The sequence below is a fragment of the Streptomyces chumphonensis genome (genome assembly GCF_014779715.1).
In the GTDB taxonomy this organism is placed as follows: Bacteria; Actinomycetota; Actinomycetes; order Streptomycetales; family Streptomycetaceae; genus Streptomyces; species Streptomyces chumphonensis.
Genome location: NZ_JACXYU010000001.1, coordinates 434,027 through 459,048 on the forward strand (window position 1 = coordinate 434,027; position 25,022 = coordinate 459,048).

The window sequence follows — 25,022 nt, forward strand, 5'->3', positions numbered from 1 at the left end:
CCCCGGAGCCGCCCCGCAAACGCGGACCGGTCCTCCGGCGGCACGACGGAGCGGCGCCCGGTGGGAGCAAGGGCGGCCCACGGGGCCTCAGGGAGCCCGGAGCAGCTCCTTCAACCGCTCGGCGAGCAGGTCCCAGCGCCAGCGCTCCTCCACCCAGGCCCGACCGCGCTCCCCCATGCGCCGCGCCAGCTCGGGGTCCCGGAGCAGCGCCGACACGCGCTCCGCCGTCCCACGCGGGTCGTCCCCGCGCACCACCCAGCCCGTCTCCCCGTGCAGGACGGCGTCGGGCGCGCCCCCCGAGTCCCCGGCCACGACCGGCAGCCCGGTGGCGGACGCCTCCAGGTAGACGATGCCGAGGCCCTCGACGTCCAGGCCGCCGCGCCGGGTGCGGCAGGGCATGGCGAACACGTCGCCCGCGCCGTAGTGGGCGGGCAGCTCCTCCCAGGGCACGGCACCGGTGAACCGCACGGAACCGGCGACACCGGTCTCCTCCGCCAGCCGGCGCAGCTCGCGGTCGTAGGGGCCACCGCCGACGATCAGCAGCACCGCCTCCGGCACCTCGGCGAGGATCCGCGGCAGCGCCCGGATCAGGGTGTCCTGCCCCTTGCGCGGCACCAGCCGGGAGACGCACACCACGACGGGGCGGTCGGCCAGGCCGAGCCGCTCGCGCACCGCGTCCCCCCCGGAGTCCGGGTGGAACGTCTTCTCGTCGACGCCGGGCGGCAGCTGCGTCATCCGGGCGGCGGCCTCCGGCGTCAGGGCCCGCTCGATCCGGGAGCGCGTGTACGCGCCCAGGTAGGTGAGGGTGTCCGTGGACGTGCCGATGCGCCGCAGCAGCCCCCGGGCCACCGGGAGCTGGGCCCAGCCCGCCTCGTGCCCGTGCGTCGTGGCCACCAGCCGTTCGGCGCCCGCCGAGCGCAGCGCGCCGCCCATCAGCCCCAGCGGGGCCGCCGCGCCGAACCACACGGCGCGGCAGCCGTGTTCACGCAGCAGCCCGACGGCGCGCCGCGTCACGCGGGGGGTGGGGAGCAGCATGGTGGCGCGGTCCCTGACGACGGTGAACGGCTGCTCGGCGTCGAACCGGGCGGTCGCCTCCCGCCCCTCGGCGGTGCGGTTCCAGGTCGAGGCGTAGACGACGACCTTCTCCGGGTCCAGCCGCAGCGCCATGCTGTGCAGGAACGCCTGGATCCCACCGGGCCGGGGCGGGAAGTCGTTGGTGACAATCAACGTCTTGTGCATCGCGCACGACAGTACCGCGTCGCCGGTGTCCGGCCCCGGCGACCACCACGTACGGTCGGTGGCATGCGCCTGCCCCTGGTCGTCTGGGCCCTGACCCGCACCGCCCTGCTCCTGTGCGTCTTCGGCGTGGTCACCCTCCGCGGGCCCGACGTGACGAGCGACGTGTCGGTGATCTACCAGAACTGGGCGGAGACGCTGCGGGCGGGCACCTTCCCGCAGGCGGACGTGACCTGGCAGTACCCGCCCGGCGCGGCCCTGCCCGTCCTGGCCCCGGGCCTGCTGCCCTTCCTGTCCTACCCGGCGGCCTTCTTCGTCCTGGTCTGCGCCGCCGACGCCGTCGTCCTCGGCCTCCTGCTGCGGCCCTCGCGCGCCCGCGCCGGAGCCTGGACGTGGATCGCGGGCGTCCCGTTGCTCGGGCCGACGGTGTACGCCCGCTACGACCTCCTGGTGACGGCGCTCGCGGTCGGCGCCCTCCTCGCCGCCGCCCGCCGGCCCCGGCTCGCCGGGGCCCTGGTCGGACTGGGCGCGCTCGTCAAGGTGTGGCCCGCGCTCCTGCTGACGGGCTACCGGGCGGGCCGGTCCGCGCGGCGGCTGTGGCTCGCGGCCGGAGCCACCGCCGCCGGGGCGGCGGCCCTGCTCACGCTGGCCCTCCCGCACGGTTGGGACTTCCTCTTCGCCCAGCGCGACCGGGGTCTGGAAGTGGAGTCCGTCGGCGCCCTCGTCTTCCACGTCGCACGGCACTTCGGGTGGTCGGGCCACGTCAGCCTGCACTACGGCTCGATGGAGTTCCTCGGCCCCGGGGTGGGCGTCGTGGCGACGGCGTCACTCCTGACGACGCTGGCGGCCTTCGGCTGGCTCCTGCTGTGGCGGACGCGCGCGGTGCGGTGGGGCCCGTCCACCCCGGCCGACGCGGCGTTCGCGGCGGTGCTGCTGTTCACCGTGACCAGCCGCGTCATCAGCCCGCAGTACCTGGTGTGGCTGACCGGGCTGGCCGCCGCGTGCCTGGCACTCGGCTCCGCCCGGCAGCGGACCCCGGCCCGCCTGGTGCTGGCCGCCACGGCGGTGACGGTGCTGGAGTTCCCGCTGTTCTTCGACGCCGTCGTGGCCAGCACTCCCGGGGGCATCGCGCTCCTCGTGCTGCGCAACGGGCTCCTGCTGGCGGCCGCCGGCCTGGCCTGCGCGGAGCTGTGGCGCTCGACCGTCCCCCGGTCCCGGGACGGGGGTCAGGGACGCGCCACCGCGCTGACGGGCATCATGCCCACCGGGTCGTAGCGGACGGCGGCGCCCGGGTAGGGGGCGTGGATGACCCGGCCGCCCCCCGCGTACATGGCCACGTGGCTCGCGTCGCTGCGGTAGATGACGAGGTCGCCCGGCCGCACCTCGGAGAGGGGCACCCGCCGACCGGCGTGCGCCTGCCCCTGCGAGGTGCGCGGGATCGAGACGCCCGCCTGCCGGTAGGCCCACTGCGTCAGCCCGGCGCAGTCGAACGCGCCCGGCCCCGCCTGCCCCCACGCGTAGGGGCGGCCCAGGGCGCTGTGCGCGGCGCTCAGAGCCGCGCCCGACCGTCCGGAGACGGACCCCGGCGGCACCGCGCCGCGCCGCTCGGCGCCCCGGGAGGCGCGCTCCTCCCGTTCGCGGCGCTCCTGCGCGGTCAGCGTGTTGAGCAGCCTGCGGGCGGCGGTGAGCTTGCTGCGCACGGACTCCTGATGCCGACCCAGGCGTCCGCGTTCCTCCTCCAGCCGCTCCAGTGTGCCCTTCGCCCGCTCCCGCTTGCCGTCCAGCAGTCGCTGGGCGGTGCGCAGTTCGCGCAGTTCGCCCGCCTTGCGGCTGCCGATGCGGTCCAGGGTGGCGACCCGTCCGAGGTAGCCGTCCGGGTCGCTGGAGAGCATCAGGGCGATCGTCGGGTCGAGCGCGCCCGACCGGTACTGGGCGCCGGCCAGCGCGCCGAGCGCGTTGCGCAGGCGGTTGACGCGGCCCTGGCCACGGGCGACCTCGTCCTGCGCGTGCTCCACCCGGGCCCGCAGGTCGGAGACCTTCTCCCGGACGGCGTTGAACTTCTCGGTGGCCCGTTCGGCCTCGGCGTACAGCCCGTCCACCCGGGCGTTGACCGACGCCACCGAGGGCTCCCCCGGCTCCGCCCCGGCGGGGACGGCGGTCATCGCGGCGGCCGAGGCGGCGGCAGCCGTCAGGACGGTGGCCCGCTTGCCGAATCCGGGCTGCGGGGTGTGTCGATGCGAGCCCACGAGCGGCCGCGCTCCTTCCGCTGACATCCCCTCCTCCTCGGACGGGGCGCCCGCACAGTAGCGGCCTTGCGGGTGCGGCTCAAAGCACCTCGCGGTGACGCTCGACGGCGTGAAGTTGACGCTCCGGGCCGTTCACCGGCGCCGTTGCGGCCCCGGAGCGGCGGACACGGCATGCGGCGCCCGCGGTGATTCACCCGCGGGAGGGAACACGTCGCGTCGCCGTGGACGGCGACGCAACAGGGGTCGTGGACGGCGACGCGACAGGGGCCGTGGACGGCGACGCGACAGGGGCCGTGGAACGGCGGATCAGATCCGTACGCCCCACATGAACGGCATCCCGGACCGCGCTATGGACTCGTACCGCACCTGCGCGCCCGGCTTGGGCGCGTGCAGCATCTGCCCGTTGCCCGCGTAGAAGCCGACGTGGCCGAGGTCGTTGCGCAGGATGACGAGGTCGCCGACCTGGAGGTCGCTCATGGAGTTGATGCGGGTGCCCGCGTTGGCCTGGGCCTGCGAGGTGCGCGGGACGGAGATGCCCGCCTGCTGGTAGGACCACACGACGAGGCCGGAGCAGTCGAAGGAGTTGGGCCCCTGGGCGCCCCACGCGTAGGGCGTCCCGACGCGCGTGGTGGCGGCCTGGTAGGCGGAGGCCGCGCGTCCGGGCGCCGCCTCCTCCTTGCCCATCTCGACCCGCTCACCGGCGGCCCGGCTGGCCCGCTGCTCCTCGGCGCGCATCTCGGCGCGCTCCTCCTCGGTGAGCTTGTTGAGGAGCTTCTGCGCCTCGGCGAGCTTGTCCTGGACCTTCTGCTTCTGGTCGCCGAGCTCCTTGCGGGTGTCGGCGAGGTCCTCCAGCTTCTCCGCCGCGTCGTCGCGCTGCTGCTTGAGCTGCCGCTGCTTGCTGCCGATCTTCTTGAGCGCACCGACCTGCTTGACGCTGAGCTGGTCCAGCGAGGAGGCGCGGTCGAGGTAGTCGTCCGGGTCCGAGGAGAGGAGCAGCTGGACCGAGGGGTCGAGCCCGCCGTTGCGGTACTGCGCGGTGGCGAGGGAACCGAGGCCGTTGCGGAGCTCGTTGAGGTCGTCCTGGCCGCGGGCCACGGAGTCCTGGAGCTCGTCGACCTCCTCCTGGAGCTTGTCGGCCTTCTCCTTGGCGCCGTTGTACTTCTCGGTGGCCGCCGCCGCGTCCTCGTGCAGCTTGTCGACCTCGGCCTTGACGCCACGCTTCGTCGGCTCCGGACCGGGGTCGGCGAAGGCGGAGTTGGAGGACAGGGCAACCGCCGCCGCGGCCGTCGCGGTCAGTACGGTCGCGCGGGTACGGCCCGGCTGCTTGGGACGACGGTGGGACGCCACTGGGGCGAGCTCCTTCTTCCTCAGCCGCCTGCCGGGCCCCGGACGGGCGCACCCTGCCCGGTGGACCGGCTCCGCTTGCGCGCTGCGGATTCGGCGGTTCCTCCACTGTCGCCCCGGATGGGCGATCAACCGTGCGGAGGTTCGAAGCCAGACAGTAGCGAGGTGCCGACGACTGCTCAAATCCTTGGGGCGAAAATCTCACCGCGCACCGCCATCCTTTACCAACATCACACAGGCAGCAACAGCCACTTGACGTTGGGTGAGCCGCAGTCGCGCACGGATGGCCGCACACCACGGGAAACCGGGAAAAGCGGACGCACCGCTCACGACCGGGCAAGTCGCCTGAGCAGCAGGGCCGATGCCACCGGACGCGCCCCGGCCTCGGCCACGCCGTCGGCCACCTCCCGGTCCGTGGAGACGACGACCACCGGACGCCCCCCGGGCTCCGCCCGCACCAGCCGCCGGATCAACTCGTCGGCCGTCTGGCCCGGCTTGCTGAACAGCACCCGCACACCGCGCGGCGGGGCCAGCAGCACCGGCGCGGCCAGCTCGGCCCCGTCGAAGACACAGGTGACCTCCGCGCCGGACTGGGCCGCGAGCCCCGCCAGCCCGCCGAGCAGCCGCAACCGCTGCTTCTCCAGCGGCATGGAGGGATAGCCGGTCTTGGTGACGTTGTACCCGTCGACGAGGAGGTGCACCTGCGGCAGCGCCAGCAACTGGTCCAGCAGCGCCGGGTCCTCCTCCGACAGCGCCCGGTGGGCGACGTCCTTCGGGCTCATCCGGCCCGGCTCCACCGCCTCCACGGTGTCGGCGGGGTGCTGGGCCACCGGGGGCAGCGCGAGCTCCCGGCGCAGCCCCTGCGCGGCGTCCAGCACGGTGTCCAGCAGCAGCCGCACCCGCATGTCCGCCACGCCGCGGCCCTCCCGCGCGGCGCGCCGTCCGGCCTCCAGCGCCGACTCCGCCTCGGCGACCCGCCCCCGCAGCCGCCGCGCCTCACTGTCGGACGCCGCCTTCTGCGCCTGGGCCTGCCCCCGGACCTCCTCCAACTCGGCGGCCAGCCTGCGCAGCGCCGCCTCACCGCGCTTGACGTCGGCCTGGGCGCTGCGCAGCCTGCGGTGCAGCCCCTCCATCTCGCGGCGGGCGTCGGCCAGCTCGGCGCGCAGCCTGCCGCTGTCGCCCCGCCCGGCGGCGCGGGCCTCGGCCAGCTCCGCGCGGAGCCTCTCCAGCTCCCGTTCGGCCTCCGCCCCGGCCCGCTCGGCCTGCGCCCGCTGTGCCTCCTCGCCCGCGGCGGCCACCAGCTTCGCCCAGCCCTCCGGCCGCACCACGTAGGCGAGGGCCGCGACGTCGACGGGGTCGGCGGCGGCGGGGGGAGAACCGTCCGCGACGGCCTCGGCGAGCTCCGGGAGGAGATCCCGCAGCCGGCCCGCCACGCGCTGGCGGAAGACGGCGTCCGTCTCCAGCGCGGTGGCCATGGCGTTCCCGCCGAACTTCGCCCGGCGGGCGGGGGTGAACTTGGCGTACTGACGCAGCGGGGCGGGGAGTTCGGCGACGGTCAGCCCGCCGAGCACGTCGCCGGTCAGCGACACGACCCTGCGGCGCACCCGCTCGGGCAACGGACGGTCCAGCACCTCGGCGGCACGCGACCGCTCCCCGGCGCCGCGCGGCCGCTCCCCGCGCGGCTCACCGCCCGTCGTCTCCTGCACGGCTCCACACCCGTCCGTCTCTGCCTCAGACCTCGGCTCCGGGCCGGTCCACCAACTCGATCTGGTCCACGGCGTTGCACCAGCGGCACCGCACGGACTCGATCGCCTCGCTCAGCACCTCCCGCTCCTCGACCCTGGGCTCACCGGCCAGATCGAGGTGAACGTACTCCACGACCCTGCTGCTGCGCGTCACGTCGAAGCGGGTGAGGTTCCCGCACAGGGTGCAGCGCCACCGCGTCTCGGCCGTCGGCTGAGGGACCGGCATGGTTCGTCCTCGACTTTCCTCGGGGCTTTCCGGGTCTGTGCTCACGGGCACGACGTTGTGCGGCGCAGGCTCCTACCTGCAACCCTACGGCCTGGAGCCTGCCCCGTGTGCCGGGTGGCCACGCCGTGGCCGAGCCGTCACCTGCGCGTGAGGCTAGGGTGTGCTTCGGACGTAGCGTCGTCCGCCCGGGGGCGAGCGGGCCCGACCGGGCGAGTGAGGGAGACGAGACCGTGATCACTTCGATCGTGCTCATCAGGACCAGCACCGATGCGATCCCCGAGGTCGCCGAGCAGATCGCCGCCCTGGAGGGCGTCAGCGAGGTGTACTCGGTGACCGGCGCGCACAACCTCATCGCGATGGTCCGCGTCGCGCGCCACGACGATCTCGCCGACGTCATCCCCGGGCGCATCAGCAAGGTGCCCGGCGTCCTGTCCACCGAGACGCACATCGCCTTCCGGACGTACTCGCAGCACGACCTGGAGGCGGCGTTCGCCATCGGGCTCGACTCCTGAGGAGCCCGGCCCACCCCGTCCGGGCCGTCAGCACCGCGACGGGCCGCGGCGCAGCAGTTCCTCGGCCGCCGTCAGGAAGCGGTCGATGTGGCCGCACGGGGTGCCCGCCCCGAAACTGACCCGGACGGCGCCCAGTTCACCCTCCTCGGGCGCGCCTCCGCACGCCCCGGGCGCCACGGCGTCGGCGCCCAGCAGCGCCCGCAGCAGCGGATGGGCGCAGAAGAGGCCGTCGCGCACCCCGATGCCGTACTCGTCCGCCAGGGCGGTGGCGAACTCCCGGCAGGACCAGCCGCTCACGGTGAACGACACGACGCCCACGCGCGGCGCGTCCGCCCCGAACAGGGACAGCACCCGGACCTGCGGCAGCCGGGCGAGTCCCGCGCGGAGCCGGTCCAGCAGCCGCTGCTCCCGGGCGACGAGGCGGTCGGCCCCGGCCTCCGTCAGGGCCCGGCAGGCCGAGGCGATCGCGTAGGCACCGATGACGTTCGGCGAGCCCGCCTCGTGCCGGGCGGCGGAGGTGTGCCACCGGGCGCCGACCGTCCCGTCCGCGCCCCGCACGACGCTGCGGCTCGCCCCGCCGCCCGCGAGGTACGGCTCGGCCTCCCGCAGCCAGTCCGCCCGGCCCGCCAGGACGCCGGCCCCGAAGGGCGCGTAGAGCTTGTGGCCGGAGAAGGCCGCGTAGTCCACGTCGAGCGCGCCGATGTCGACGGGGTGGTGCGGAGCGAGTTGGGCCGCGTCCAGGGCGATGCGCGCGCCGTGCCGGTGGGCCACGGCGGCCAGTTCCGCGACGGGCCACAGCTCACCGGTCACGTTCGAGGCCCCCGTGACGCACACCAGCTTCGGCCCCTCCGGCGCGCCGTCGAGCGCGTGGTCCAGCAGGGCCACCGCCTCCTGCGGGCTGCGCGGAACGTCCAGCCAGGTCACCGCGCGGCCGCGCCAGGGCAGCAGCACGGCGTGGTGCTCGGACGCGAAGACGAACACCCGCGTCCCGGCGGGCAGCACGGCGGCCAGCAGGGCCAGCGAGTCCGTGGTCGAACGGGTGAAGACGACGTCGTCGTCCGGGCGGCAGCCCAGGAAGTCGGCGACCGTGGCCCGGCTCCGCTCGAACAGGTCGGTCGACAGCTGCGAGAGGTGGCCGGCGCCCCGGTGGACGCTGCCGTACCAGGGCGCGTACTCGGCGACGTCCTCCCACACGCGGCGCAGGACGGGGGCGCTGGCCGCGTAGTCGAGGGCGGCGTAGGTGCGGGTCCCCGCACCGGCGGGGACCCGCACATCGGCGCCCAGCACGGGCAGCGGACCGTCACCACCGGTCTCGACGGGCGGACGGAGGGTGACGGCGGCAGGGGTGGCGGGGGCGGCGACGGTGGGTGCGGACATGCTGAGGCTCCAGGGACAGGGCGAGGGAGTTCGGGACGCGGACCGGTACCCGCGGGGGAACGTCCGGCCGCAGGGCTGCGGGGCCGCTCAGGGCCCGGGGGCAGACGCCCCTAACGCATTCGCTGACGCATCGGAGAACTCCCTCGACCGCGCTTGCCGCCGACCTTGCTGTCGTGCGGCCCGGTCATCACCCGGGGCACCCCGCCACGGTTGGAGGGTTGCCGGACAGCGGGCCGGGGCCATGGTCGCTGTCACTCGTGACCTGCGCCGAGTATGCCACAGGGGGCGGCGCCGCCCCACCCCGCCCGGCGGCGTCGGGCGCGAGGGCGGCCCGAGGTGGCCGCCCGTCCGGGACGCGCGGCCACCTCGGCCGTCAGGCGTGTGTCGCGGCGGCCCAGCGGTGCAGGGCGGCCTTGGCGGCACCGGAGTCGATGGCCTCCGCCGCGCGGGCGATCGCCGCCGGCAACTGCTCCGCGAGCGGCGCCTCACCCGGCGTCAGGGCCACCAACGCGGCGGCCGAGTTGAGGAGCACCGCGTCGCGGACCGGACCGCGCTCGCCGTCCAGCACCCGGCGCGCCACCTCGGCGTTGTAGGCGGCGTCGGCCCCGCGCAACGCCTCGACGGGCACGAACTCGATGCCCACGTCACGGGGGTCGAAGGACTCCTTGCGCACGGCGCCGTTGTGCACGACGTAGACGGTGGACGTCGAGGTGACCGTCAGCTCGTCCAGCCCGTCGTCGCCCCGGAAGACCAGCGCCGAGGTGCCGCGCTCGGCGAGCACCCCGGCGACGATGGGCGCCATGCGGGCGTCGGCCACCCCCGTCGCCTGGGCCCGTACCCGGGCCGGGTTGGTGAGCGGGCCGAGGAAGTTGAACGTCGTGGGGACGCCCAGTTCGCGGCGGGCTCCGGCGACGTGGCGCAGGGCGGGGTGGAACTTCACCGCGAAGCAGAAGGTGATGCCCGCCTCCTCCGCGACCTCGGCCACCCGGGCGGGGCTCAGGTCCAGGTTGACGCCCAGCTGCTCCAGGACGTCGGAGGCCCCGCTCGCCGAGGACGCCGCCCGGTTGCCGTGCTTGACGACGCGCGTGCCCGTCCCGGCGACGACGATGGCCGACATCGTCGAGATGTTCACCGTCTTGGCTTGGTCCCCGCCGGTGCCGACGATGTCGACCGAGGGGCCCGCCACCTCGATGGTGTTGGCGTGCTCGTACATCGTGCGGACGAGTCCGGCGACCTCCTCCACCGTCTCGCCCTTGGCCCGCAGGGCCACCGCGAAGCCCGCGATCTGGGCGTCGGTCGCCTCGCCGCGCATGATGCGGTCCATCGCCCACGCCGTGTCCCCGGCGGTGAGGTGGCGGCCGGCCAGCAGGGAGTTGAGCACGCTCCGCCACGAGCGCTCCGCCATGGTGTCGCCTCCGGCGGGGGTCACAGCGCTCATCGGGCACGCTCCTGTCGACTTGGCGTAGGCGGCCTGCGTGCGCACGCCGCGTCCCCACACTATCGGCCCCGCGTGACGCCGCAGGGCCCCGTCCACCGTCCGGACGTGGACGGGGCGGGGCCCTGCGGGCGGAGCGCGGCGTTGTGGCGACGCCGGGGGATCAGTGGTGGCCGTGGCCGGACATGATCTCCTGGTACTCCTTGGCCGTCGGCTTGGGGATCTGCGCGTGGGGGCCGAAGTAGCCCCGGCTGACGCGGACCCGCAGCCGCTCGATGGGTCCGACCTTGCGCTTGACGCCGTTCTCGTCGACGGCGGGCGGCAGCTCGGCCGGCTCGCGCTGCTCGTGCTGGGTGAGCAGGTGCAGCTGCTCCTGCGAGAGGGGCTCGTGCACCTCGACGAACTCACCGTGCGGGAGCCGCTTGATGATGCCGGTCTCGCGGCCGTGGAGCACCTTGTCGCGGTCCCGGCGCTGGAGGCCGAGGCAGATGCGGCGCGTCACGACGAACACCAGGACGGGGACGACGAAGAAGCCGATCCGGACGAACCACGTGATCGCGTTGATCGACAGGTCGAAGAAGATCGCCCACAGGTCGTTGCCGCCACCGACCAGCATCACGAAGTACCAGCTGATCCACGCGGCGCCGAACGCGGTGCGCGTCGGGGCGTTGCGCGGCCGGTCCAGCAGGTGATGCTCCCGCTGGTCCTTGGTGACCCAGTTCTCGAAGAACGGGTAGACCGCGATCGCCGCGAGCACCAACGGGAAGATCATCAGCGGGATGAACACACCGAAGTTGATGGTGTGCCCCGTCGGGATGACCCACTCCCAGCCCGGCATGACGCGGATGAGGCCCTCGGAGAAGCCCATGTACCAGTCCGGCTGGGCGTTGGTGGACACCTGGTCCGGCCGGTAGGGCCCGATCACCCACACGGGGTTGATCTGGACGGCGGCCGAGATCATCGCGATGACGCCGAAGACCAGGAAGAAGAAGCCGCCGGCCTTCGCCATGTACACCGGCATCAGGGGGAAGCCGACGACGTTGGAGTTCGTCCGGCCGGGGCCGGGGTATTGCGTGTGCTTGTGGTAGAAGACCAGGATCAGGTGGGCCACCACCAGGCCCAGCATGATGCCCGGCAGCAGCAGCACGTGGATCGAGAAGAACCTCGGGATGATCTCCGTCCCGGGGAACTCGCCGCCGTAGAGGAACATCGCCAGGTACGTGCCGACGACCGGCACGGCCAGGATGGCGCCCTCCATGAACCGGACGCCGGTGCCCGAGAGCAGGTCGTCCGGGAGCGAATAGCCGGTGAAGCCGGTGAACATGCCCAGGACCAGCAGCAGGAAGCCGAACAGCCAGTTCAGCTCGCGCGGCTTGCGGAACGCTCCGGTGAAGAACACCCGCATCATGTGCACGAACATCGCGACGAGGAAGATCAGCGCCGCCCAGTGGTGGATCTGCCGGACGAGCAGACCGCCCTTGACGTCGAAGCTGATGTCCAGGGTGGAGGCGAACGCCTCCGACATCAGGACGCCCTGCATCGGCACGTACGAGCCCTCGTAGTGGATCTCGGCCATGCTGGGCTTGAAGAACAGCGTCAGGTAGACGCCGGTCAGGATGATGATGATGAAGGAGTAGAGCGCGATCTCACCCAGGAGGAAGGACCAGTGGTCCGGGAACGCCTTCCGGATGTTCTTCTTCGCGGCTCCGTAGATGCCGAGCCGGCCGTCGGCCCAGTCGGCGATCCGCTCTCCGCGGGGCGCGCTGGCCCGGGGGCGGACGTTGTCGGCTGCGTTACTCATCCGCGCTCCCAGAAGCTCGGTCCGACGGGCTCGGCGAAGTCGTCCAGCGCCATGAGGTAGCCCTCGTCGTCCACTCCGATGCGCAGCTGCGGCAGCGGGTGGCCGGCCGGGCCGAAGATGACGCGGGCGCCGTCGGCCAGGTCGAAGGTGGACTGGTGGCAGGGGCACAGCACGTGGTGCGTCTGCTGCTCGTACAGGCTGACGGGGCAGCCGACGTGCGTACAGATCTTCGAGTACGCCACGATCCCCTGGTAGGACCACTCCAGTTCCTGCTGGTCCTTGATGTCCTCCGGCTCCAGCCGGACGAGCATCAGGGCCGCCTTGGCGATCTCCTTCTGGAAGGAGTGGTCGTCGTGCTCCAGCCCCTCGGGCAGCGCGAAGCTCAGCGAGCCGATCGTGATGTCCTCGGGGCGCAGGGCCTCGTGCGTGTTCTCGTTGACCAGGCGCTTGCCCCGGGCCCAGGCGGTGTGCCGCAGCTTGGTGCCCGGCGCGGGGCCGAGGCTGCCCAGGAGCACCACGCCGGAGAGCGGCACGAGCGCCAGGGCGCCGAACATGGTGGTGCGGATCAGCTTGCGACGGCCGAACTGCGAGTCACGGACGCCCTCGCCGAAGGCGGCCAGCGCCCCCGCCTTGTCCTCGTCGGCCGCACCGATGGGGTAGCGGTCCTGGACGATCTCCGCGCCGCTCATCAGGGTCCGCGACCAGTGGACGGCGGCGGCACCGATGCAGAAGAGCGCGACGCCCAGCGTCATGCCCAGCGCGAAGTTGACGGCGCTGATGCGGCCGATCGGGAAGATGTAGACGTACTCGTCCACCGGGATCACCGCGTAGGCGACGATGAAGCCGAGCGTCGCCAGCATGGAGACCGTGAACAGCATGGCCACCGTGCGCTCGGAGCGCTTGGCCGCCCGCTCGTCGATGTCCTGGATGCGCGGGTCGTGCGGCGCCAGTCCCGGGTCGGCGAACGGGTTCGTGTGCACCTCCGGCTCCGCGCCGGATGCGTCCTGCGCGGAGGGCAGGTTCTTGTCGTCTGACACGTTCTCGTGTGGTCCAGTCTCGCTACTCATGACTTCCTGGCCTTGGCGTTGTGGGCCGCGATCCAGACGGTGATCCCGATGAGGAGGGGCAGGCCGATGGCCCAGGCGAACAGGCCCTCGGCGACGGGGCCGAAGCCGCCCAGCTTGTAGCCGCCGGGGGTCTTGGCCTCGGAGGAGTTGACCTGGCCGAGGTAGGCGGCGATCTCCCGCTTGTCCTCCTCCGTCAGCACGGTGTCGGGGAAGGACGGCATGTTCTGCGGGCCGGTCTGCATGGCCTCGTAGATGTGCTTGGGGTCGACGTCGTCCAGCCCCGGGGCGTACCGGCCCTCGGTCAGGGCGCCGCCCTCACCGGTGAAGTTGTGGCACTGCGCGCAGTTGGTACGGAAGAGGACACCGCCCTCGGCGATCTCCTCGGCGCTGAGCCCCTCCGGGCTGTACTGCTCCTCCGTCGGGATGGCCGGGCCGGGGCCCAGGGAGGCGATGTAGGCGGCCATCTGGTCGATCTCGGCCTGCGAGTACATCACCGGCTTCTTGGGCGCCTGGGCGCCCGGGGCCTGCATGGGCATCCGCCCGGTGCCGACCTGGAAGTCGACCGCGGCGGCGCCGACGCCGACCAGGGTCGGGCCGTCAGAGGTGCCCTGGCCACCGGTGCCGTGGCAGCTGGAGCAGCCGACGGCGTAGAGCTTCTTGCCCTCCTCGATGGCGAGGGACTGGGCGGCGGGCGTCTCGTCGGCCTGCGCCTCGCCGGCGGGAGCGAACGCGGCGTACAGCCCCCCGGTGGCCGCCAGCGCGAAGAGGAGAACGACGATCGCCGCCAGCGGATGGCGCCGTCGTGCGGAGAGCTTTTTCACGGATTACCCCGGTGTCAGGATCTTCTGCGTCGATGTCTATGGCTCTGCTGTCAGGCCCCTGGCCCGACTACTTGATCAGGTAGATCGTGGCGAAGAGGCCGATCCAGACGACGTCGACGAAGTGCCAGTAGTAGGACACGACGATGGCCGCGGTCGCCTGGTGGTGGGTGAACCTCCGCGCCATGTACGTCCTGCCCAGGACGAACAGGAACGCGATGAGGCCGCCGGTGACGTGGAGCCCGTGGAAGCCCGTGGTCAGGTAGAAGACCGACCCGTAGGCGTCCGAGGCCAGGGAGAGGCCCTCGTGCTTCACGAGCTCGACGTACTCCACGATCTGCCCGCCGATGAAGACGGCGCCCATCACGAACGTGATCACGAACCACGAGCGGAGCTTCTTGACGTCCCCGCGCTCGGCCGCGAACACACCCATCTGACAGGTGAGTGAGGAGAGCACCAGGATGGTGGTGTTCACCGCCGCGAAGGGAAGATTGAGCGCATCCGCCTTCTCGGTCCAGAACTCGGCGCCCATCACCGAACGAGCGGTGAAGTACATCGCGAAGAGTGCCGCGAAGAACATCAGCTCCGAACTGAGCCAGATGATCGTCCCGACGCTGGTGAGGTTCGGCCGGTTGACCGACGGGTGCGCGTGCCCGGTTTCTACTGCTGTTGCTGTCGCCACGACCGACATTATGTCGGTCGCTTATTCCGTACTCACTTCGGGGGGTCCGGTTCGGTGTGTCCGCCCGTCGCGCACGGCGCGGACGTGGGGCCGCGGGGCGCGGCGGGAGTCGTCCGGAGTGCTGCCCGCCGGGGCCTTGGAGGAGTAGCATCCCCGGTAGCCGGGGAAGCCCGCACCACCTGTTCATCCCTGTCCCACCCGCCCCGGCAGAAGCGAACGCGGAGGAACGATGCAGCCGACGGCCACGGTGCTGGTCTACAGCGACGACGCGAACACGCGGGAGCAGGTGCGGCTGGCGGTCGGACGGCGGCCCGCGGCGGACGCGCCGTCGGTGGAGTACCTGGAGTGCGCGACGCTGCCGGCCGTGATCGCCGCGCTGGACGCCGGCGGGATCGACGCCTGCGTGCTGGACGGCGAGGCCACGCCGGCGGGCGGGATGGGCGTGTGCCGCCAGATCAAGGACGAGATCTTCGACTGCCCGCCGGTGCTGCTGCTCATCGGGCGGCGGCAGGACGCCTGGCTGGCCACCTGGAGCCGCGCCGACGCCGTCACCGCGCACCCGGTGGACCCGGTGGCCCTGGCGGACGGACTGGCGGGCCTCCTGCGGGAGCGGACGGCCCAGCACGCGGGCTGAGCCCCCCGGGCCCCCCGGGCCGTACCCGCCGCCGACGACGGCCCCGACGGCGGACGGGCGGGGTGCCGCAGAGGCACCCCGCCCGTCCGCCGTGCCGCTCACGCGGTGGGGCGCAGACGCCCCGCCCCGCCGCCGCTCGCGGCGGCCTCGGAGGTGTCCGGGGCCTCGGCGCTCTCGCGTTCTTCCGGGTCGTCGGTGTCCCCCGAGTTGCGGGGGTTGTGCAGGGCGCTGCCCTCGCGCCACTCCTTCCAGGAGAGGTTCCAGTCGCCGAACCCGTTGCCGAAGGCGGGCATGTCGGTCCCCTCGGTGTTGACGTGGGTCACCAGGTCGCCCTGCCGCACGTTGTTGAAGAACCACTCGGCGTTCGCGGTGCTCATCCCCGTGCAGCCGTGGCTGACGTTGGCGTAGCCGTGCGAGCCCGACGACCAGGGCGCCGCGTGCACGTACTCACCGCTCCACGTCAGCCGGGTGGCCCAGTGCACCGGCAGGTCGTAGGACTCCGAGCTGCCCGGCGCGATGCCGATGCTCGTGCTGGTCATCCGGACGAAGGACTGGCGGCCGAGGATCACCTTGACGCCGTTGCGGGTGCGGAACCCGGCCTTGCCGGTGGTGATGGGGAAGGTGTTGACGACCTTCCCGTCGCGCTTGACGGTCATCTGGAGCGACGCGGCGTCCGCGACGGCCTCCACCCGGTCCCCGGTCTTCAGTTCGAGCTTCTCGGTGGCGGCGCCGTAGAGGTTCTTGCGCACCCGCACCCCCCGCAGCCGGCTCTCCACGGTGATCTCGGCGTTGGTGGGCCAGTACTCCTTCGGGCGGTAGTGCAGTTTCTTGCCGTCCACCCAGTGCCAGGAACCGGTGACCTTCGGGGTGGAGGTGACCCGCAGGGCCCGCTCGACGATGCGCCGCTGGGCGTTCTCGTCGACGGGCTTGCTCAGTTCGGCGGTGAGGGGCTGCCCGACGCCGTACGTCCCGGCCTCCGGGCCGAACGTCACGTCGAGCCGGTGCTCCTCGGGCGCCTTCCGGGTGGTGAACGTGCGGTCCGTCCGTCCGGCGTGGCCGTCCTCGTTCTCGGTACTGACCTTCACGGTGTACTCGGCGCCGGCGACCAGGGGCGTCGTACTGCGCCATCGGCTCCCGTCGGCGCTGAGCTCGCCGCGGACGTAGCGGCCCTCCGTGTCGACGACGAGCACGTCCGTGATCCGGCCCTCCTCCCCCGTGGCGGTGACCTCCAGCGGCTTCCCGGCGTCGACGGCACCGCGTCCCTCGGTGTCCGCGCTGACGGCGACCTGGTCGGCGGCGTCGTACGGCTTCCCGCCCAACGGATGGGAGGAGTCTCCGCAGGCCGTCAGCACCACCGCCGACGCCAGCAGCACCGCGCCGCTTCGCGTGATTCGTTGCGATCCATGCGTCCCGTGCCTCATGCAGTAAAAAGTATGAATAGTGGGCAGAACGGGCGCGTTCAGTACGTACAAACGGGTCATCCCCGGAGGACACTCCGGGGATGACCCTTGACTTGCGGACCGTGTGTGTCACACGGCGGCGGCCCTACTGGTTCTGACCCTCACCGTGGTAGTACTCGAACACCCAGCCGAAGATCCCGACGAGGATGACGGGCGCCGAGATCCACATCAGCCACCAGCCGAACACCACGCTCATGAAGGCGAACGCGCTGCCCACGCCGAGCGCCAGCGGCTGCCAGCTGTGCGGGCTGAAGAACCCCAGCTCACCGGCGTCGTCGGCGACGTCGGCGTCCTCGCGGTCCTGCGCCCCGGTGTCCACGCGGCGCGCGGTGAAGGCGAGGTAGTAGCCGACCATGATGGACAGGCCGAACGCCATGAACAGCGCGGTGGTGCCGACCGGCTCCTTCGACCACATGCCGTAGACGACGGCGATGGCCAGGATGAAGAGGGCCAGCCAGATGAACATCTTGCCCTGGATCTTCACTTGCCGGTCTCCTTCTCACCCTCGGAGCCGCCGGTGACGGAGCCCGCCACCACGGCTTCCTCCGCGGCGTGGTTCTGCAACTGGTCGATCGCCGCGATCTCCGGGTGGTGCAGGTCGAAGGCCGGGGACTCCGACCGCACCCGCGGCAGGGTGAGGAAGTTGTGCCGCGGCGGCGGGCAGGACGTCGCCCACTCCAGCGAGCGGCCGTACCCCCACGGGTCGTCGACCTCGATCTTCTCGCCGTACTTGGCCGTCTTCCAGATGTTGTAGAAGAACGGCAGCATCGAGGCGCCGAGGAGGAACGAGCTGATCGTCGAGATCGTGTTCAGCGCGGTGAAGCCGTCGGCCGCCAGGTAGTCGGCGTACCGGCGGGGCATGCCCTCGGCGCCGAGCCAGTGCTGCACTAGGAAGGTGCCGTGGAAGCCGACGAACAGCGTCCAGAACGTCATCTTGCCCAGGCGCTCGTCCAGCATCTTGCCGGTGAACTTCGGCCACCAGAAGTGGAAGCCGGCGAACATCGCGAACACCACGGTGCCGAACACCACGTAGTGGAAGTGGGCCACCACGAAGTAGGAGTCGGAGACGTGGAAGTCCATCGGCGGCGAGGCCAGGATGACGCCCGTCAGACCGCCGAAGAGGAACGTGATGAGGAAGCCGATGGTCCACAGCATCGGGGTCTCGAAGCTGAGCGACCCCTTCCACATCGTGCCGATCCAGTTGAAGAACTTCACGCCGGTCGGAACGGCGATGAGGAACGTCATGAAGGAGAAGAACGGCAGCAACACCCCGCCGGTGACGTACATGTGGTGCGCCCACACCGTCACCGACAGGCCCGCGATGGCGATCGTCGCGCCGATGAGGCCGACGTAGCCGAACAGCGGCTTGCGCGAGAAGACCGGGATGACCTCGGAGACGATGCCGAAGAACGGCAGCGCGATGATGTACACCTCGGGGTGGCCGAAGAACCAGAACAGGTGCTGCCACAGCAGCGCCCCGCCGTTGGCCGGGTCGAAGATGTGCGCCCCGAAGACACGGTCCACCATCAGTCCGAACAGCGCGGCGGCCAGCACCGGGAAGGCCAGCAGCACCAGCACACCGGTGAGCAGGACGTTCCAGGTGAAGATCGGCATGCGGAACATCGTCATGCCCGGAGCGCGCATGCAGATGATCGTGGTGATGAAGTTGACCGCACCGAGGATCGTGCCGAAGCCGGAGAGCGCGAGGCCCATGATCCACATGTCGGCGCCGACACCCGGCGAGTGCTCCACGCTGGACAGCGGGGTGTAGGCGAACCAACCGAAGCTGGCGGCGCCGTTCGGCGTGAGGAAGCCGGCGACCGCGATGGAGGAGCCGAACAGGTAGAACCAGTAGGCCAGCATGTTCAGCCGCGGGAACGCCACGTCGGGCGCGCCGATCTGGAGCGGCATGATCCAGTTCGCGAAGCCCGCGAAGAGCGGGGTGGCGAACATGAGGAGCATGACCGTGCCGTGCATGGTGAACAGCTGGTTGAACTGCTCGTTCGACACCAGCTGGCTGCCGGGGCGGGCCAGCTCGGCGCGCATGACCAGGGCCATGACGCCGCCGATGATGAAGAAGACGAACGACGTGACGAGGTAGAGCGTGCCGATCGTCTTGTGGTCGGTGGTCGTCAGCCACTTGACCACGACGTTGCCGGGCTGCTTGCGCCGCACGGGCAGCTCGTTCTCATACGAGTCGTCTGCCGCGTCGGCACCCTGAGGTTCGTTGAGGATGCTCACGGGTTGTTCGTCTCCGCATTCTCGGCCGCTTCCGACTGCTCGATGGCCGCGGGCAGATAGCCGGTGTTGCCCTGCTCGGCCAGTTCCTCCAGGTGCTGCTGGTAGCGCTCAGGAGAGACGACCTTGACGTTGAACAGCATCCGGGCGTGGTCCGTGCCGCACAGCTCGGCGCACTTGCCCAGGAAGGTGCCCTCCTTGTTGGGGGTCACCTCGAAGACGTTGGTGTGGCCGGGGATCACGTCCTGCTTCATCAGGAACGGCACCACCCAGAAGGAGTGGATGACGTCCCGCGACGTGAGGATGAACTGCACGGACTCGCCCTTGGGCAGCCACAGCGTGGGGCCCGGGTTGCCGGTCTGCGGGTTCCTGTCGGCCGGGGTGCCGGCGACGTGCACGCCCTCGGCACCCTCGGGGACCGCCTCCATCATCCGGTCCGGGATGCCGTTGAGTTCGGCGGCGTCCCGGTTGTCGGTGGAGACGTCGCCGTCGACGTCCTCGAGGTAGTTGAAGCCCCAGCTCCACTGGTAGCCGACCACGTTGACGACGTGGTCCGGCTTGTCCGAGGTCTCCAGCAGCTCGGACTCGTCACGCGCCGTGAAGTAGAAGAGCACCGAGACCATGATGAGCGGGACCACGGTGTACAGCGCCTCGATGGGCATGTTGTACCGGGTCTGCGTCGGCACCTGGACCTTGGTGCGGGAGCGCCGGTGGAAGATGACGCTCCACAGGATCAGGCCCCACACCAGCACGCCTACGGCGAGCGCGGCGGCCCAGGACCCCTGCCACAGGGAGAGGATGCGCGGCGCCTCCTCCGTGACGGGGGTGGGCATGCCGAGGCGGGGGAGGTCCTCTGAAGTGCAACCGGTGGCGGTCGCCAGGACCAGGGCCGCGGTCAGCGCCGGCGGCAGCATCCGCCGCATCGGGCGCCGCGACGAGCGGTCGGAGCCGTTGGGACTCACGTAGCGCCTTCCCGAGAGTCTCGCCCGCTCAGCCGGGCGCGGACCTGGGTGACCGGGCTCCGGCCCTGGTGCGGGCAGGGTTTGGATGTTTATGCGGACCAAACCCTACTGGACACGATCTGAGCCCGTGCGGGGAGGGGGGCTAACGCGCCGACCCGCCGTCCGATGGGGTGGAATGCCCCGGTCCGCCGGAGCGCGGAGGCCGCGCCGGGACGCGCTAGCGTTCCCCTGTGCCCTACTTCGACGCCGCCTCCGCCGCCCCCCTGCACCCCCTGGCCCGGCAGGCCCTGCTGGCCGCGCTGGACGAGGGCTGGGCCGACCCGGCCCGGCTGCACCGCGAGGGACGCCGGGCGCGTCTGCTGCTGGACGCCGCCCGCGAGACGGCCGCCGAGGCCGTGGGCTGCCGTCCCGACGAGCTGGTCTTCACCCCTTCGGGCACGCACGCGCTGCACACCGCCGTCGCCGGCGCGTTGGCCGGACGGCGCCGGGTGGGCCGGCACCTGGTGGTCTCGGCGGTCGAGCACTCGGCGGTGCTGCACGCCGCCGCCCACCACGAGGCGGCGGGCGGCACGGTCGCCGAGGTGCCGGTCGACCGCACCGGGCGCGTCGTGGCCGAGGAGTTCGCGGAATTGCTCCGCACGGGTGGCCCCACTGCTCCGTCGGAGGGCCGCGGCACCGCCGGGGGGCCGGCGTCCGGCGGCGGGGCCACCGCGCTGGCCTGCCTCCAGTCCGCCAACCACGAGGTGGGGACCGTGCAGCCGGTCGGGGACGTGGCCGCCGCCTGCCGCGAGGCGGGCGTACCGCTGCTCGTCGACGCCGCCCAGTCCCTGCCGTGGGGTCAGGTCGGCGGGGAGTGGTCGATGCTGGCGGCCAGCGCCCACAAGTGGGGCGGGCCGAGCGGGGTGGGGCTGCTCGCGGTGCGCAAGGGCGTCCGCTTCGCGCCGCAGGGCCCGGGTGACGAACGCGAGTCGGGTCGCTCGCCCGGCTTCGAGAACCTGCCGGCGATCGTCGCCGCCGCCGCGTCCCTGCGGGCCGTCCAGGCCGAGGCGGCGGCCGAGGCCGAGCGGCTGCGTCCGCTGGTGGACCGCGTCCGGCGGGTCGTGCCGGAGGCGGTGCCGGACGTCGAGGTGGTCGGCGACCCGCTGCGGCGGCTGCCCCACCTCGTCACCTTCTCCTGCCTCTACGCCGACGGGGAGGCGCTGCTCCACGCGCTCGACGCCGTCGGGTTCTCCGTCTCCTCCGGGTCCTCGTGCACGTCCAGCACCCTGACGCCCAGCCACGTGCTGCGGGCCATGGGCGTGCTGTCGGAGGGGAACGTCCGGCTCTCACTCCCCCGGGGGACGACGGCACGGGAGGTGGACGCCTTCCTCGACGCCCTGCCCGGGGTCGTCCGCTCGGTGCGGGGCCACCTCGCGCCCCACGAGGCCGGGCCGGAGCGGGCGCACGGCGAAGCGGACTCCCTCACGGTGGACGCGCTCGGCAAGCGCTGCCCGATCCCGGTGATCGAGCTGGCGAAGGTCATCGACCGGGTGCCGGTCGGCGGCGTGGTCACCGTGCTCTCGGACGACGAGGCCGCCGGCCTGGACATCCCCGCCTGGTGCCACATGCGGGACCAGGAGTACCTGGGCGCCGAGGGCACGGCCTACCGGGTCCGCCGCCGCTAGCAACGGCGGACCGGGCGGACCGGCCGGCGTCAGCGGATGTGGGCCTGGACCTCGGCGGCGGCGTCCGCCCCGTAGGCCTTGGTGAAACGCTCCATGAAGTGGCTGCGGCTGAGGGCGTACTCCTGCGTGCCGACGGTCTCGATGACGAGCGTCGCGAGCATGCAGCCGACCTGGGCCGACCGCTCCAGGCTGACGCCCCAGGCGAGGCCGGAGAGGAAGCCGGCGCGGAAGGCGTCGCCCACGCCCGTCGGGTCGGCCTTCTTCTCTTCCTCCGGGCAGCCGACCTCGATCACGGGCTCGCCCGCGCGCTCGATCCGCACCCCGCGCGCGCCGAGCGTGGTGACGCGGGTGCCGACGCGGGACAGCACCTCGTCCGCCGACCAGCCCGTCTTCCGCTCGATGAGCGCCGTCTCGTACTCGTTGGCGAAGAGGTAGGCGGCGCCGTCGGTGAGGTCGCGGATCTCCTCGCCCTCCATCCGGGCGAGCTGCTGCGAGTAGTCGGCGGCGAAGGGGATGTCCCGGCTGCGGCACTCCTCGGTGTGCCGGAACATCGCCTCGGGGTCGTCCGCGCCGATGTGCACGAGGTCCAGCGCACCGACCCGGTCGACCACGGACTGGAGCTCGATGAGGCGGGCCTCGCTCATCGCCCCGGTGTAGAAGGAGCCGATCTGGTTGTGGTCCGTGTCGGTGGTGCAGACGAACCGGGCGGTGTGCAGCACGTCGGAGATGCGCACGGAGCCGGTGTCGACGCCGTGCCGGTCCAGCCAGGAGCGGTACTCGGCGAAGTCCCCTCCGGCGGCGCCGACGAGCACCGGGCGGGCCCCGAGCTGGCCCATGCCGAAGCAGATGTTGGCGGCGACGCCGCCCCGGCGCACGTCGAGGGTGTCGACGAGGAACGACAGCGAGACGGTGTGCAGCTGGTCCGCGACCAGCTGGTCCGCGAAGCGGCCGGGGAACGTCATCAGGTGATCGGTGGCGATGGAACCGGAGACGGCGATGCGCACGGCGGGCTGCTCCTGTCGGGGCGGAGGCGTAAGGACGGCAGACTCACGCTACCCGTTCGAGCGAACATCGCGGCACGTGTACCTACCGGCGGTTACTACCCGAAAGTAGGTCTTACTCGGCGGTGGATCCCTCGCTAACGTCGACCCATGACCCACGACAGCGGTGCCTCCACGACCACCGGCTCCCCCGAGCCGGAATCCCTCGACGAGCTGCGCGGCGACTGCGCCCGCATGGCCGGGCGCTGGACCTCCGGCACCAAGGCGTCCGTCCGCACCCGTGCGGCGGCCGAGCCGCTGCACGGCGTCCGGGTGCCCGACCGGTCCACCCGACTCGTGGAGGGCATGTCCGACTACGGGGACTGACCCCCGGCACGACACGTGCACGGAACCGGAAGCGCTCCCGCCCCGTCCCATCCGCGTCAGCACGACGGCGACGCCGAAGGAGCGATGCGGTGAGCACGGTGGAGACGGGCCCGCGGGCGGACGACGCACCGGTCGGCCCCGGCCGCGGACGGCTGGCCGCCCTCGCGGTCACGGTCGCCGTCCTGCTGGCCGGGGGCGGCACCCTCGTGGCCGTCGGCGACGGCGGGCGCGGTGAGCGCGGGACGCCGGACGCCGCCGCGCCGGGCGACGCCGATCCCCTGGTGCTGGACGCCTACCCGGCGCGGGAGTCGGCGGAGCGGGTCCCCGCGTACCGCGCCGAGGGCGACCTGCCCGACGGGCCGGACCGCGCGGCCGTGTACCGCACCGACGACAGCGCGGACGAGGAGACCGTGACCGCGCTGGCGCGTGCGCTCGGCATCACCGCGCAGCCGCGCCGGCAGGACGGCGCGTGGGTCGCCGCCGACGGCACCGACGGCATGGGTCCCGCGCTGCGGGTCGCGGCGAGCGACGGGGCGGCCTGGTCGTTCGTCCACTACGCGGCGCCGAGCGACGACCTGGGCGGGCCGCCCGAGGGCGGACGGGAGCCGGATGCGCCGCCGTTCGACGGTGACGCCCGGCCCGGGAGGGCGCCCGCCGCGCCGATCACCCCTCCGGTCACGAAGGAGGAGGCCGAGGAGATCGCCGCGCCCGTCCTGGAGGCCGCCGGCGTGGCCGGGGGTGCCACCGACGCCGGGGAGACGACGGGGTCGCTGCGCACGGTGGGCGTCGACCCGGCCGTCCGGGACCTGCCCACACAGGGCCGCCGGACCACGGTCACGGTCGGGGCGGACGGCCGGGTGGTCCGGGCGGCCGGGCACCTGGGCGCCGCCGAGCCGCTGGCCACCTACCCGGTCATGGACGCCGCCGAGACGCTCCGGGTGATGAGCGCACGCGGGGTGCCCACGACCGTCCACTGCGTCACGGCGCCGTGCCCCGCGCAGCCGGTGCGACCGCCGGGCGGCGAGGAGGAGCCGGTCGTCACCGGCGCCACGTTCGGGCTGAGTGCCCAGCTCTCGCGGGGGCGGACGGTGCTGGTGCCGTCCTGGCTGTTCCGGCTCGCGGAGGGGGGCGGGGACGGCCGCACGCTCGCCTTCCCCGCGCTGGACCCGGCGGACGTGACCACCGGGCACGCGGCCCCCGTCGATCCGGCCGCGCCGGGGCGCCCCGACGACGCCACGTCCACGCCCGCCGAGCCCGGCCGGGCGGACCCGGAACCGGCCGACCCGCCCCGGGCGGGCCTGGCGGTGGATGCCTACGCGGCCTCGGACCGCGAGCTGACCGTGCGCTTCACGGGGGGCGTGTGCGGCACGTACTCCGGGGTCGCGCGGGAGACGGGCGGCGAGGTGCGCGTGAGCGTGGCGGAGGAGCCGGACGACTCGGGACGACCGTGCATCATGCTCGCCCAGGAGATGAGCGTGGACATCGCACTGGAGAAGCCGGTCGGGGACCGGAGGGTCGTGGACGCGGAGGGTGATCCCGTGCCGCGCCGCTGAGCCGTCCGACGCCCTCCTTGAGCGGGCGCGGACGCACGAAGGGCGGTGCCCCTCCCGTGGGAGGGGCACCGCCCTTCGTGTCCTGCCGACGCGGCCGCGGTGCGGCTCGGGCTCAGCTGAAGGAGTCGCCGCAGGCGCAGGAGCCGGTGGCGTTGGGGTTGTCGATGGTGAAGCCCTGCTTCTCGATGGTGTCGACGAAGTCGATCGAGGCACCGCCGAGGTAGGGGGCGCTCATGCGGTCGGTCACGACCTTCACCCCGTCGAAGTCCTTGACGACGTCTCCGTCGAGCGAGCGCTCGTCGAAGAAGAGCTGGTACCGCAGACCGGAGCAGCCACCCGGCTGAACAGCGACGCGCAGCGCCAGATCGTCCCGGCCCTCCTGCTCCAGCAGGCCCTTGACCTTCGCCGCGGCGGCGTCGGACAGGATGATGCCGTCAGTCGTCGTAGCGGTCTCGTCCGATACGGACATCTGCTTCTCTCCCGGGTTGTACGGACTGCTCTGCCACCTGGGGAACAGGCGGGCCCCCGGATTCATTCCGGTGCCGGGGTCGTTCTTGTTCCGCTTATTCCGCCTTCATGCTCGCACACCGCAGGGGGGACGGTCACGGTCGTGCGGGGAGCGGACGCCGATCGGGGCGGGGTGTGCGTCACATCG

The 25,022-nt window shown here is 72.7% G+C and carries 23 protein-coding genes and 1 riboswitch; of the genes, 6 read left to right on the top strand and 17 right to left on the bottom strand.

Annotated elements, in window-relative coordinates:
- Positions 1 to 87: 87 nt before the first annotated feature.
- Positions 88 to 1,239: a glycosyltransferase family 4 protein gene (locus IF129_RS01755; protein ID WP_191207591.1), complete on the bottom strand. Its 1,152-nt coding sequence runs from the start codon at positions 1,237 to 1,239 to the stop codon at positions 88 to 90.
- A 63-nt stretch (positions 1,240 to 1,302) separates the two neighbouring features.
- Here IF129_RS01755 and IF129_RS01760 point away from each other — a divergent pair, with 63 nt between their 5' ends.
- Positions 1,303 to 2,511, top strand: coding sequence for a glycosyltransferase family 87 protein (locus tag IF129_RS01760; protein ID WP_191207592.1), 1,209 nt, complete (start codon positions 1,303 to 1,305; stop codon positions 2,509 to 2,511).
- Here the strand turns inward: IF129_RS01760 and IF129_RS01765 are convergent.
- The 4 genes from IF129_RS01765 to IF129_RS01780 form a co-directional block, all read right to left on the bottom strand.
- Positions 2,463 to 3,482, bottom strand: coding sequence for a C40 family peptidase (locus IF129_RS01765; RefSeq protein ID WP_318153490.1), 1,020 nt, complete (start codon positions 3,480 to 3,482; stop codon positions 2,463 to 2,465). The genes IF129_RS01760 and IF129_RS01765 overlap by 49 nt on opposite strands.
- 306 nt (positions 3,483 to 3,788) lie before the next feature.
- Positions 3,789 to 4,829, bottom strand: coding sequence for a C40 family peptidase (locus IF129_RS01770; protein ID WP_191207594.1), 1,041 nt, complete (start codon positions 4,827 to 4,829; stop codon positions 3,789 to 3,791).
- Positions 4,830 to 5,152: 323 nt separating this feature from the next.
- Entirely contained in the window at positions 5,153 to 6,532 is a 1,380-nt protein-coding gene (locus IF129_RS01775) for an NYN domain-containing protein (protein ID WP_191207595.1), read from the bottom strand.
- Positions 6,533 to 6,557: 25 nt separating this feature from the next.
- Positions 6,558 to 6,797 carry a hypothetical protein gene (locus tag IF129_RS01780; protein ID WP_191207596.1) on the bottom strand — a complete coding sequence of 80 codons (240 nt, stop codon included), beginning with the start codon at positions 6,795 to 6,797 and terminating at the stop codon, positions 6,558 to 6,560.
- Between the two features lie 230 nt (positions 6,798 to 7,027).
- On the opposite strand from IF129_RS01780, the gene IF129_RS01785 reads away from it, so the two are divergent.
- Entirely contained in the window at positions 7,028 to 7,309 is a 282-nt protein-coding gene (locus tag IF129_RS01785; RefSeq protein WP_191207597.1) for an Lrp/AsnC family transcriptional regulator, read from the top strand.
- Between the two features lie 27 nt (positions 7,310 to 7,336).
- On the opposite strand, the gene IF129_RS01790 is transcribed toward IF129_RS01785, so the two are convergent.
- From IF129_RS01790 to ctaE, 6 genes are all read right to left on the bottom strand, one after another.
- A complete protein-coding gene (locus tag IF129_RS01790; RefSeq protein WP_191207598.1) occupies positions 7,337 to 8,686 on the bottom strand; it encodes an aminotransferase class V-fold PLP-dependent enzyme in 1,350 nt (449 codons plus the stop codon).
- A gap of 144 nt (positions 8,687 to 8,830) precedes the next feature.
- A riboswitch (SAM riboswitch) is annotated at positions 8,831 to 8,949 on the bottom strand.
- 110 nt (positions 8,950 to 9,059) lie between these two features.
- The gene (trpD, locus tag IF129_RS01795) at positions 9,060 to 10,124 is read right to left on the bottom strand and encodes an anthranilate phosphoribosyltransferase (RefSeq protein WP_191207599.1); all 1,065 of its coding nucleotides are present in this window, start codon (positions 10,122 to 10,124) and stop codon (positions 9,060 to 9,062) included.
- 160 nt (positions 10,125 to 10,284) lie between these two features.
- Positions 10,285 to 11,922, bottom strand: a complete 1,638-nt coding sequence (gene qcrB, locus IF129_RS01800) for a cytochrome bc1 complex cytochrome b subunit (RefSeq protein WP_191207600.1) — start codon at positions 11,920 to 11,922, stop codon at positions 10,285 to 10,287.
- Complete coding sequence (gene qcrA, locus IF129_RS01805; protein ID WP_191207601.1) at positions 11,919 to 12,989, bottom strand: cytochrome bc1 complex Rieske iron-sulfur subunit; 1,071 nt, start codon at positions 12,987 to 12,989, stop codon at positions 11,919 to 11,921. The genes qcrB and qcrA overlap by 4 nt, the downstream gene beginning before the upstream one ends.
- Positions 12,986 to 13,810: a cytochrome bc1 complex diheme cytochrome c subunit gene (qcrC, locus tag IF129_RS01810; RefSeq protein WP_191207602.1), complete on the bottom strand. Its 825-nt coding sequence runs from the start codon at positions 13,808 to 13,810 to the stop codon at positions 12,986 to 12,988. Before qcrC ends, qcrA begins: the two co-directional genes overlap by 4 nt.
- Positions 13,811 to 13,877: 67 nt before the next feature.
- Positions 13,878 to 14,498 (bottom strand): aa3-type cytochrome oxidase subunit III, encoded by a 621-nt coding sequence (ctaE, locus tag IF129_RS01815; protein WP_191207603.1) that lies wholly within the window; start codon positions 14,496 to 14,498, stop codon positions 13,878 to 13,880.
- Positions 14,499 to 14,718: 220 nt separating this feature from the next.
- Here ctaE and IF129_RS01820 point away from each other — a divergent pair, with 220 nt between their 5' ends.
- Positions 14,719 to 15,123, top strand: coding sequence for a hypothetical protein (locus IF129_RS01820; protein ID WP_191207604.1), 405 nt, complete (start codon positions 14,719 to 14,721; stop codon positions 15,121 to 15,123).
- 98 nt (positions 15,124 to 15,221) lie between these two features.
- Here IF129_RS01820 and IF129_RS01825 read toward each other — a convergent pair whose 3' ends face one another.
- The 4 genes from IF129_RS01825 to ctaC all read right to left on the bottom strand — a co-directional run bounded on the left by IF129_RS01825 (position 15,222) and on the right by ctaC (position 19,783).
- A complete protein-coding gene (locus IF129_RS01825) occupies positions 15,222 to 16,544 on the bottom strand; it encodes a L,D-transpeptidase (RefSeq protein ID WP_191207605.1) in 1,323 nt (440 codons plus the stop codon).
- 124 nt (positions 16,545 to 16,668) lie between these two features.
- Positions 16,669 to 17,067: a cytochrome c oxidase subunit 4 gene (locus IF129_RS01830; RefSeq protein WP_191207606.1), complete on the bottom strand. Its 399-nt coding sequence runs from the start codon at positions 17,065 to 17,067 to the stop codon at positions 16,669 to 16,671.
- Positions 17,064 to 18,824, bottom strand: coding sequence for an aa3-type cytochrome oxidase subunit I (ctaD, locus tag IF129_RS01835; RefSeq protein ID WP_318153491.1), 1,761 nt, complete (start codon positions 18,822 to 18,824; stop codon positions 17,064 to 17,066). Before ctaD ends, IF129_RS01830 begins: the two co-directional genes overlap by 4 nt.
- Complete coding sequence (ctaC, locus tag IF129_RS01840; RefSeq protein ID WP_191207607.1) at positions 18,821 to 19,783, bottom strand: aa3-type cytochrome oxidase subunit II; 963 nt, start codon at positions 19,781 to 19,783, stop codon at positions 18,821 to 18,823. Before ctaC ends, ctaD begins: the two co-directional genes overlap by 4 nt.
- Before the next feature lie 230 nt (positions 19,784 to 20,013).
- Here ctaC and IF129_RS01845 point away from each other — a divergent pair, with 230 nt between their 5' ends.
- The gene (locus IF129_RS01845) at positions 20,014 to 21,447 is read left to right on the top strand and encodes a cysteine desulfurase/sulfurtransferase TusA family protein (RefSeq protein ID WP_191207608.1); all 1,434 of its coding nucleotides are present in this window, start codon (positions 20,014 to 20,016) and stop codon (positions 21,445 to 21,447) included.
- A gap of 29 nt (positions 21,448 to 21,476) precedes the next feature.
- Here IF129_RS01845 and IF129_RS01850 read toward each other — a convergent pair whose 3' ends face one another.
- Positions 21,477 to 22,451: a carbohydrate kinase family protein gene (locus IF129_RS01850; RefSeq protein ID WP_191207609.1), complete on the bottom strand. Its 975-nt coding sequence runs from the start codon at positions 22,449 to 22,451 to the stop codon at positions 21,477 to 21,479.
- Positions 22,452 to 22,598: 147 nt separating this feature from the next.
- Here IF129_RS01850 and IF129_RS01855 point away from each other — a divergent pair, with 147 nt between their 5' ends.
- Entirely contained in the window at positions 22,599 to 22,814 is a 216-nt protein-coding gene (locus IF129_RS01855) for a hypothetical protein (protein WP_191207610.1), read from the top strand.
- Between the two features lie 89 nt (positions 22,815 to 22,903).
- A complete protein-coding gene (locus IF129_RS01860; protein ID WP_191207611.1) occupies positions 22,904 to 24,367 on the top strand; it encodes a hypothetical protein in 1,464 nt (487 codons plus the stop codon).
- Between the two features lie 112 nt (positions 24,368 to 24,479).
- On the opposite strand, the gene IF129_RS01865 is transcribed toward IF129_RS01860, so the two are convergent.
- Positions 24,480 to 24,836: a HesB/IscA family protein gene (locus tag IF129_RS01865; protein WP_191207612.1), complete on the bottom strand. Its 357-nt coding sequence runs from the start codon at positions 24,834 to 24,836 to the stop codon at positions 24,480 to 24,482.
- Positions 24,837 to 25,022: the final 186 nt, after the last annotated feature.

Coding starts and splice junctions, on each gene's coding strand:
- IF129_RS01825 (WP_191207605.1), bottom strand. CDS start 16,544: ATGAGGCACGGGACGCATGGATCGCAACGAATCACGCGAAGCGGCGCG.
- IF129_RS01790 (WP_191207598.1), bottom strand. CDS start 8,686: ATGTCCGCACCCACCGTCGCCGCCCCCGCCACCCCTGCCGCCGTCACC.
- IF129_RS01760 (WP_191207592.1), top strand. CDS start 1,303: ATGCGCCTGCCCCTGGTCGTCTGGGCCCTGACCCGCACCGCCCTGCTC.
- trpD (WP_191207599.1), bottom strand. CDS start 10,124: ATGAGCGCTGTGACCCCCGCCGGAGGCGACACCATGGCGGAGCGCTCG.
- IF129_RS01865 (WP_191207612.1), bottom strand. CDS start 24,836: ATGTCCGTATCGGACGAGACCGCTACGACGACTGACGGCATCATCCTG.
- IF129_RS01855 (WP_191207610.1), top strand. CDS start 22,599: ATGACCCACGACAGCGGTGCCTCCACGACCACCGGCTCCCCCGAGCCG.
- IF129_RS01780 (WP_191207596.1), bottom strand. CDS start 6,797: ATGCCGGTCCCTCAGCCGACGGCCGAGACGCGGTGGCGCTGCACCCTG.
- IF129_RS01755 (WP_191207591.1), bottom strand. CDS start 1,239: ATGCACAAGACGTTGATTGTCACCAACGACTTCCCGCCCCGGCCCGGT.
- qcrA (WP_191207601.1), bottom strand. CDS start 12,989: ATGAGTAGCGAGACTGGACCACACGAGAACGTGTCAGACGACAAGAAC.
- IF129_RS01820 (WP_191207604.1), top strand. CDS start 14,719: ATGCAGCCGACGGCCACGGTGCTGGTCTACAGCGACGACGCGAACACG.
- ctaE (WP_191207603.1), bottom strand. CDS start 14,498: ATGTCGGTCGTGGCGACAGCAACAGCAGTAGAAACCGGGCACGCGCAC.
- qcrB (WP_191207600.1), bottom strand. CDS start 11,922: ATGAGTAACGCAGCCGACAACGTCCGCCCCCGGGCCAGCGCGCCCCGC.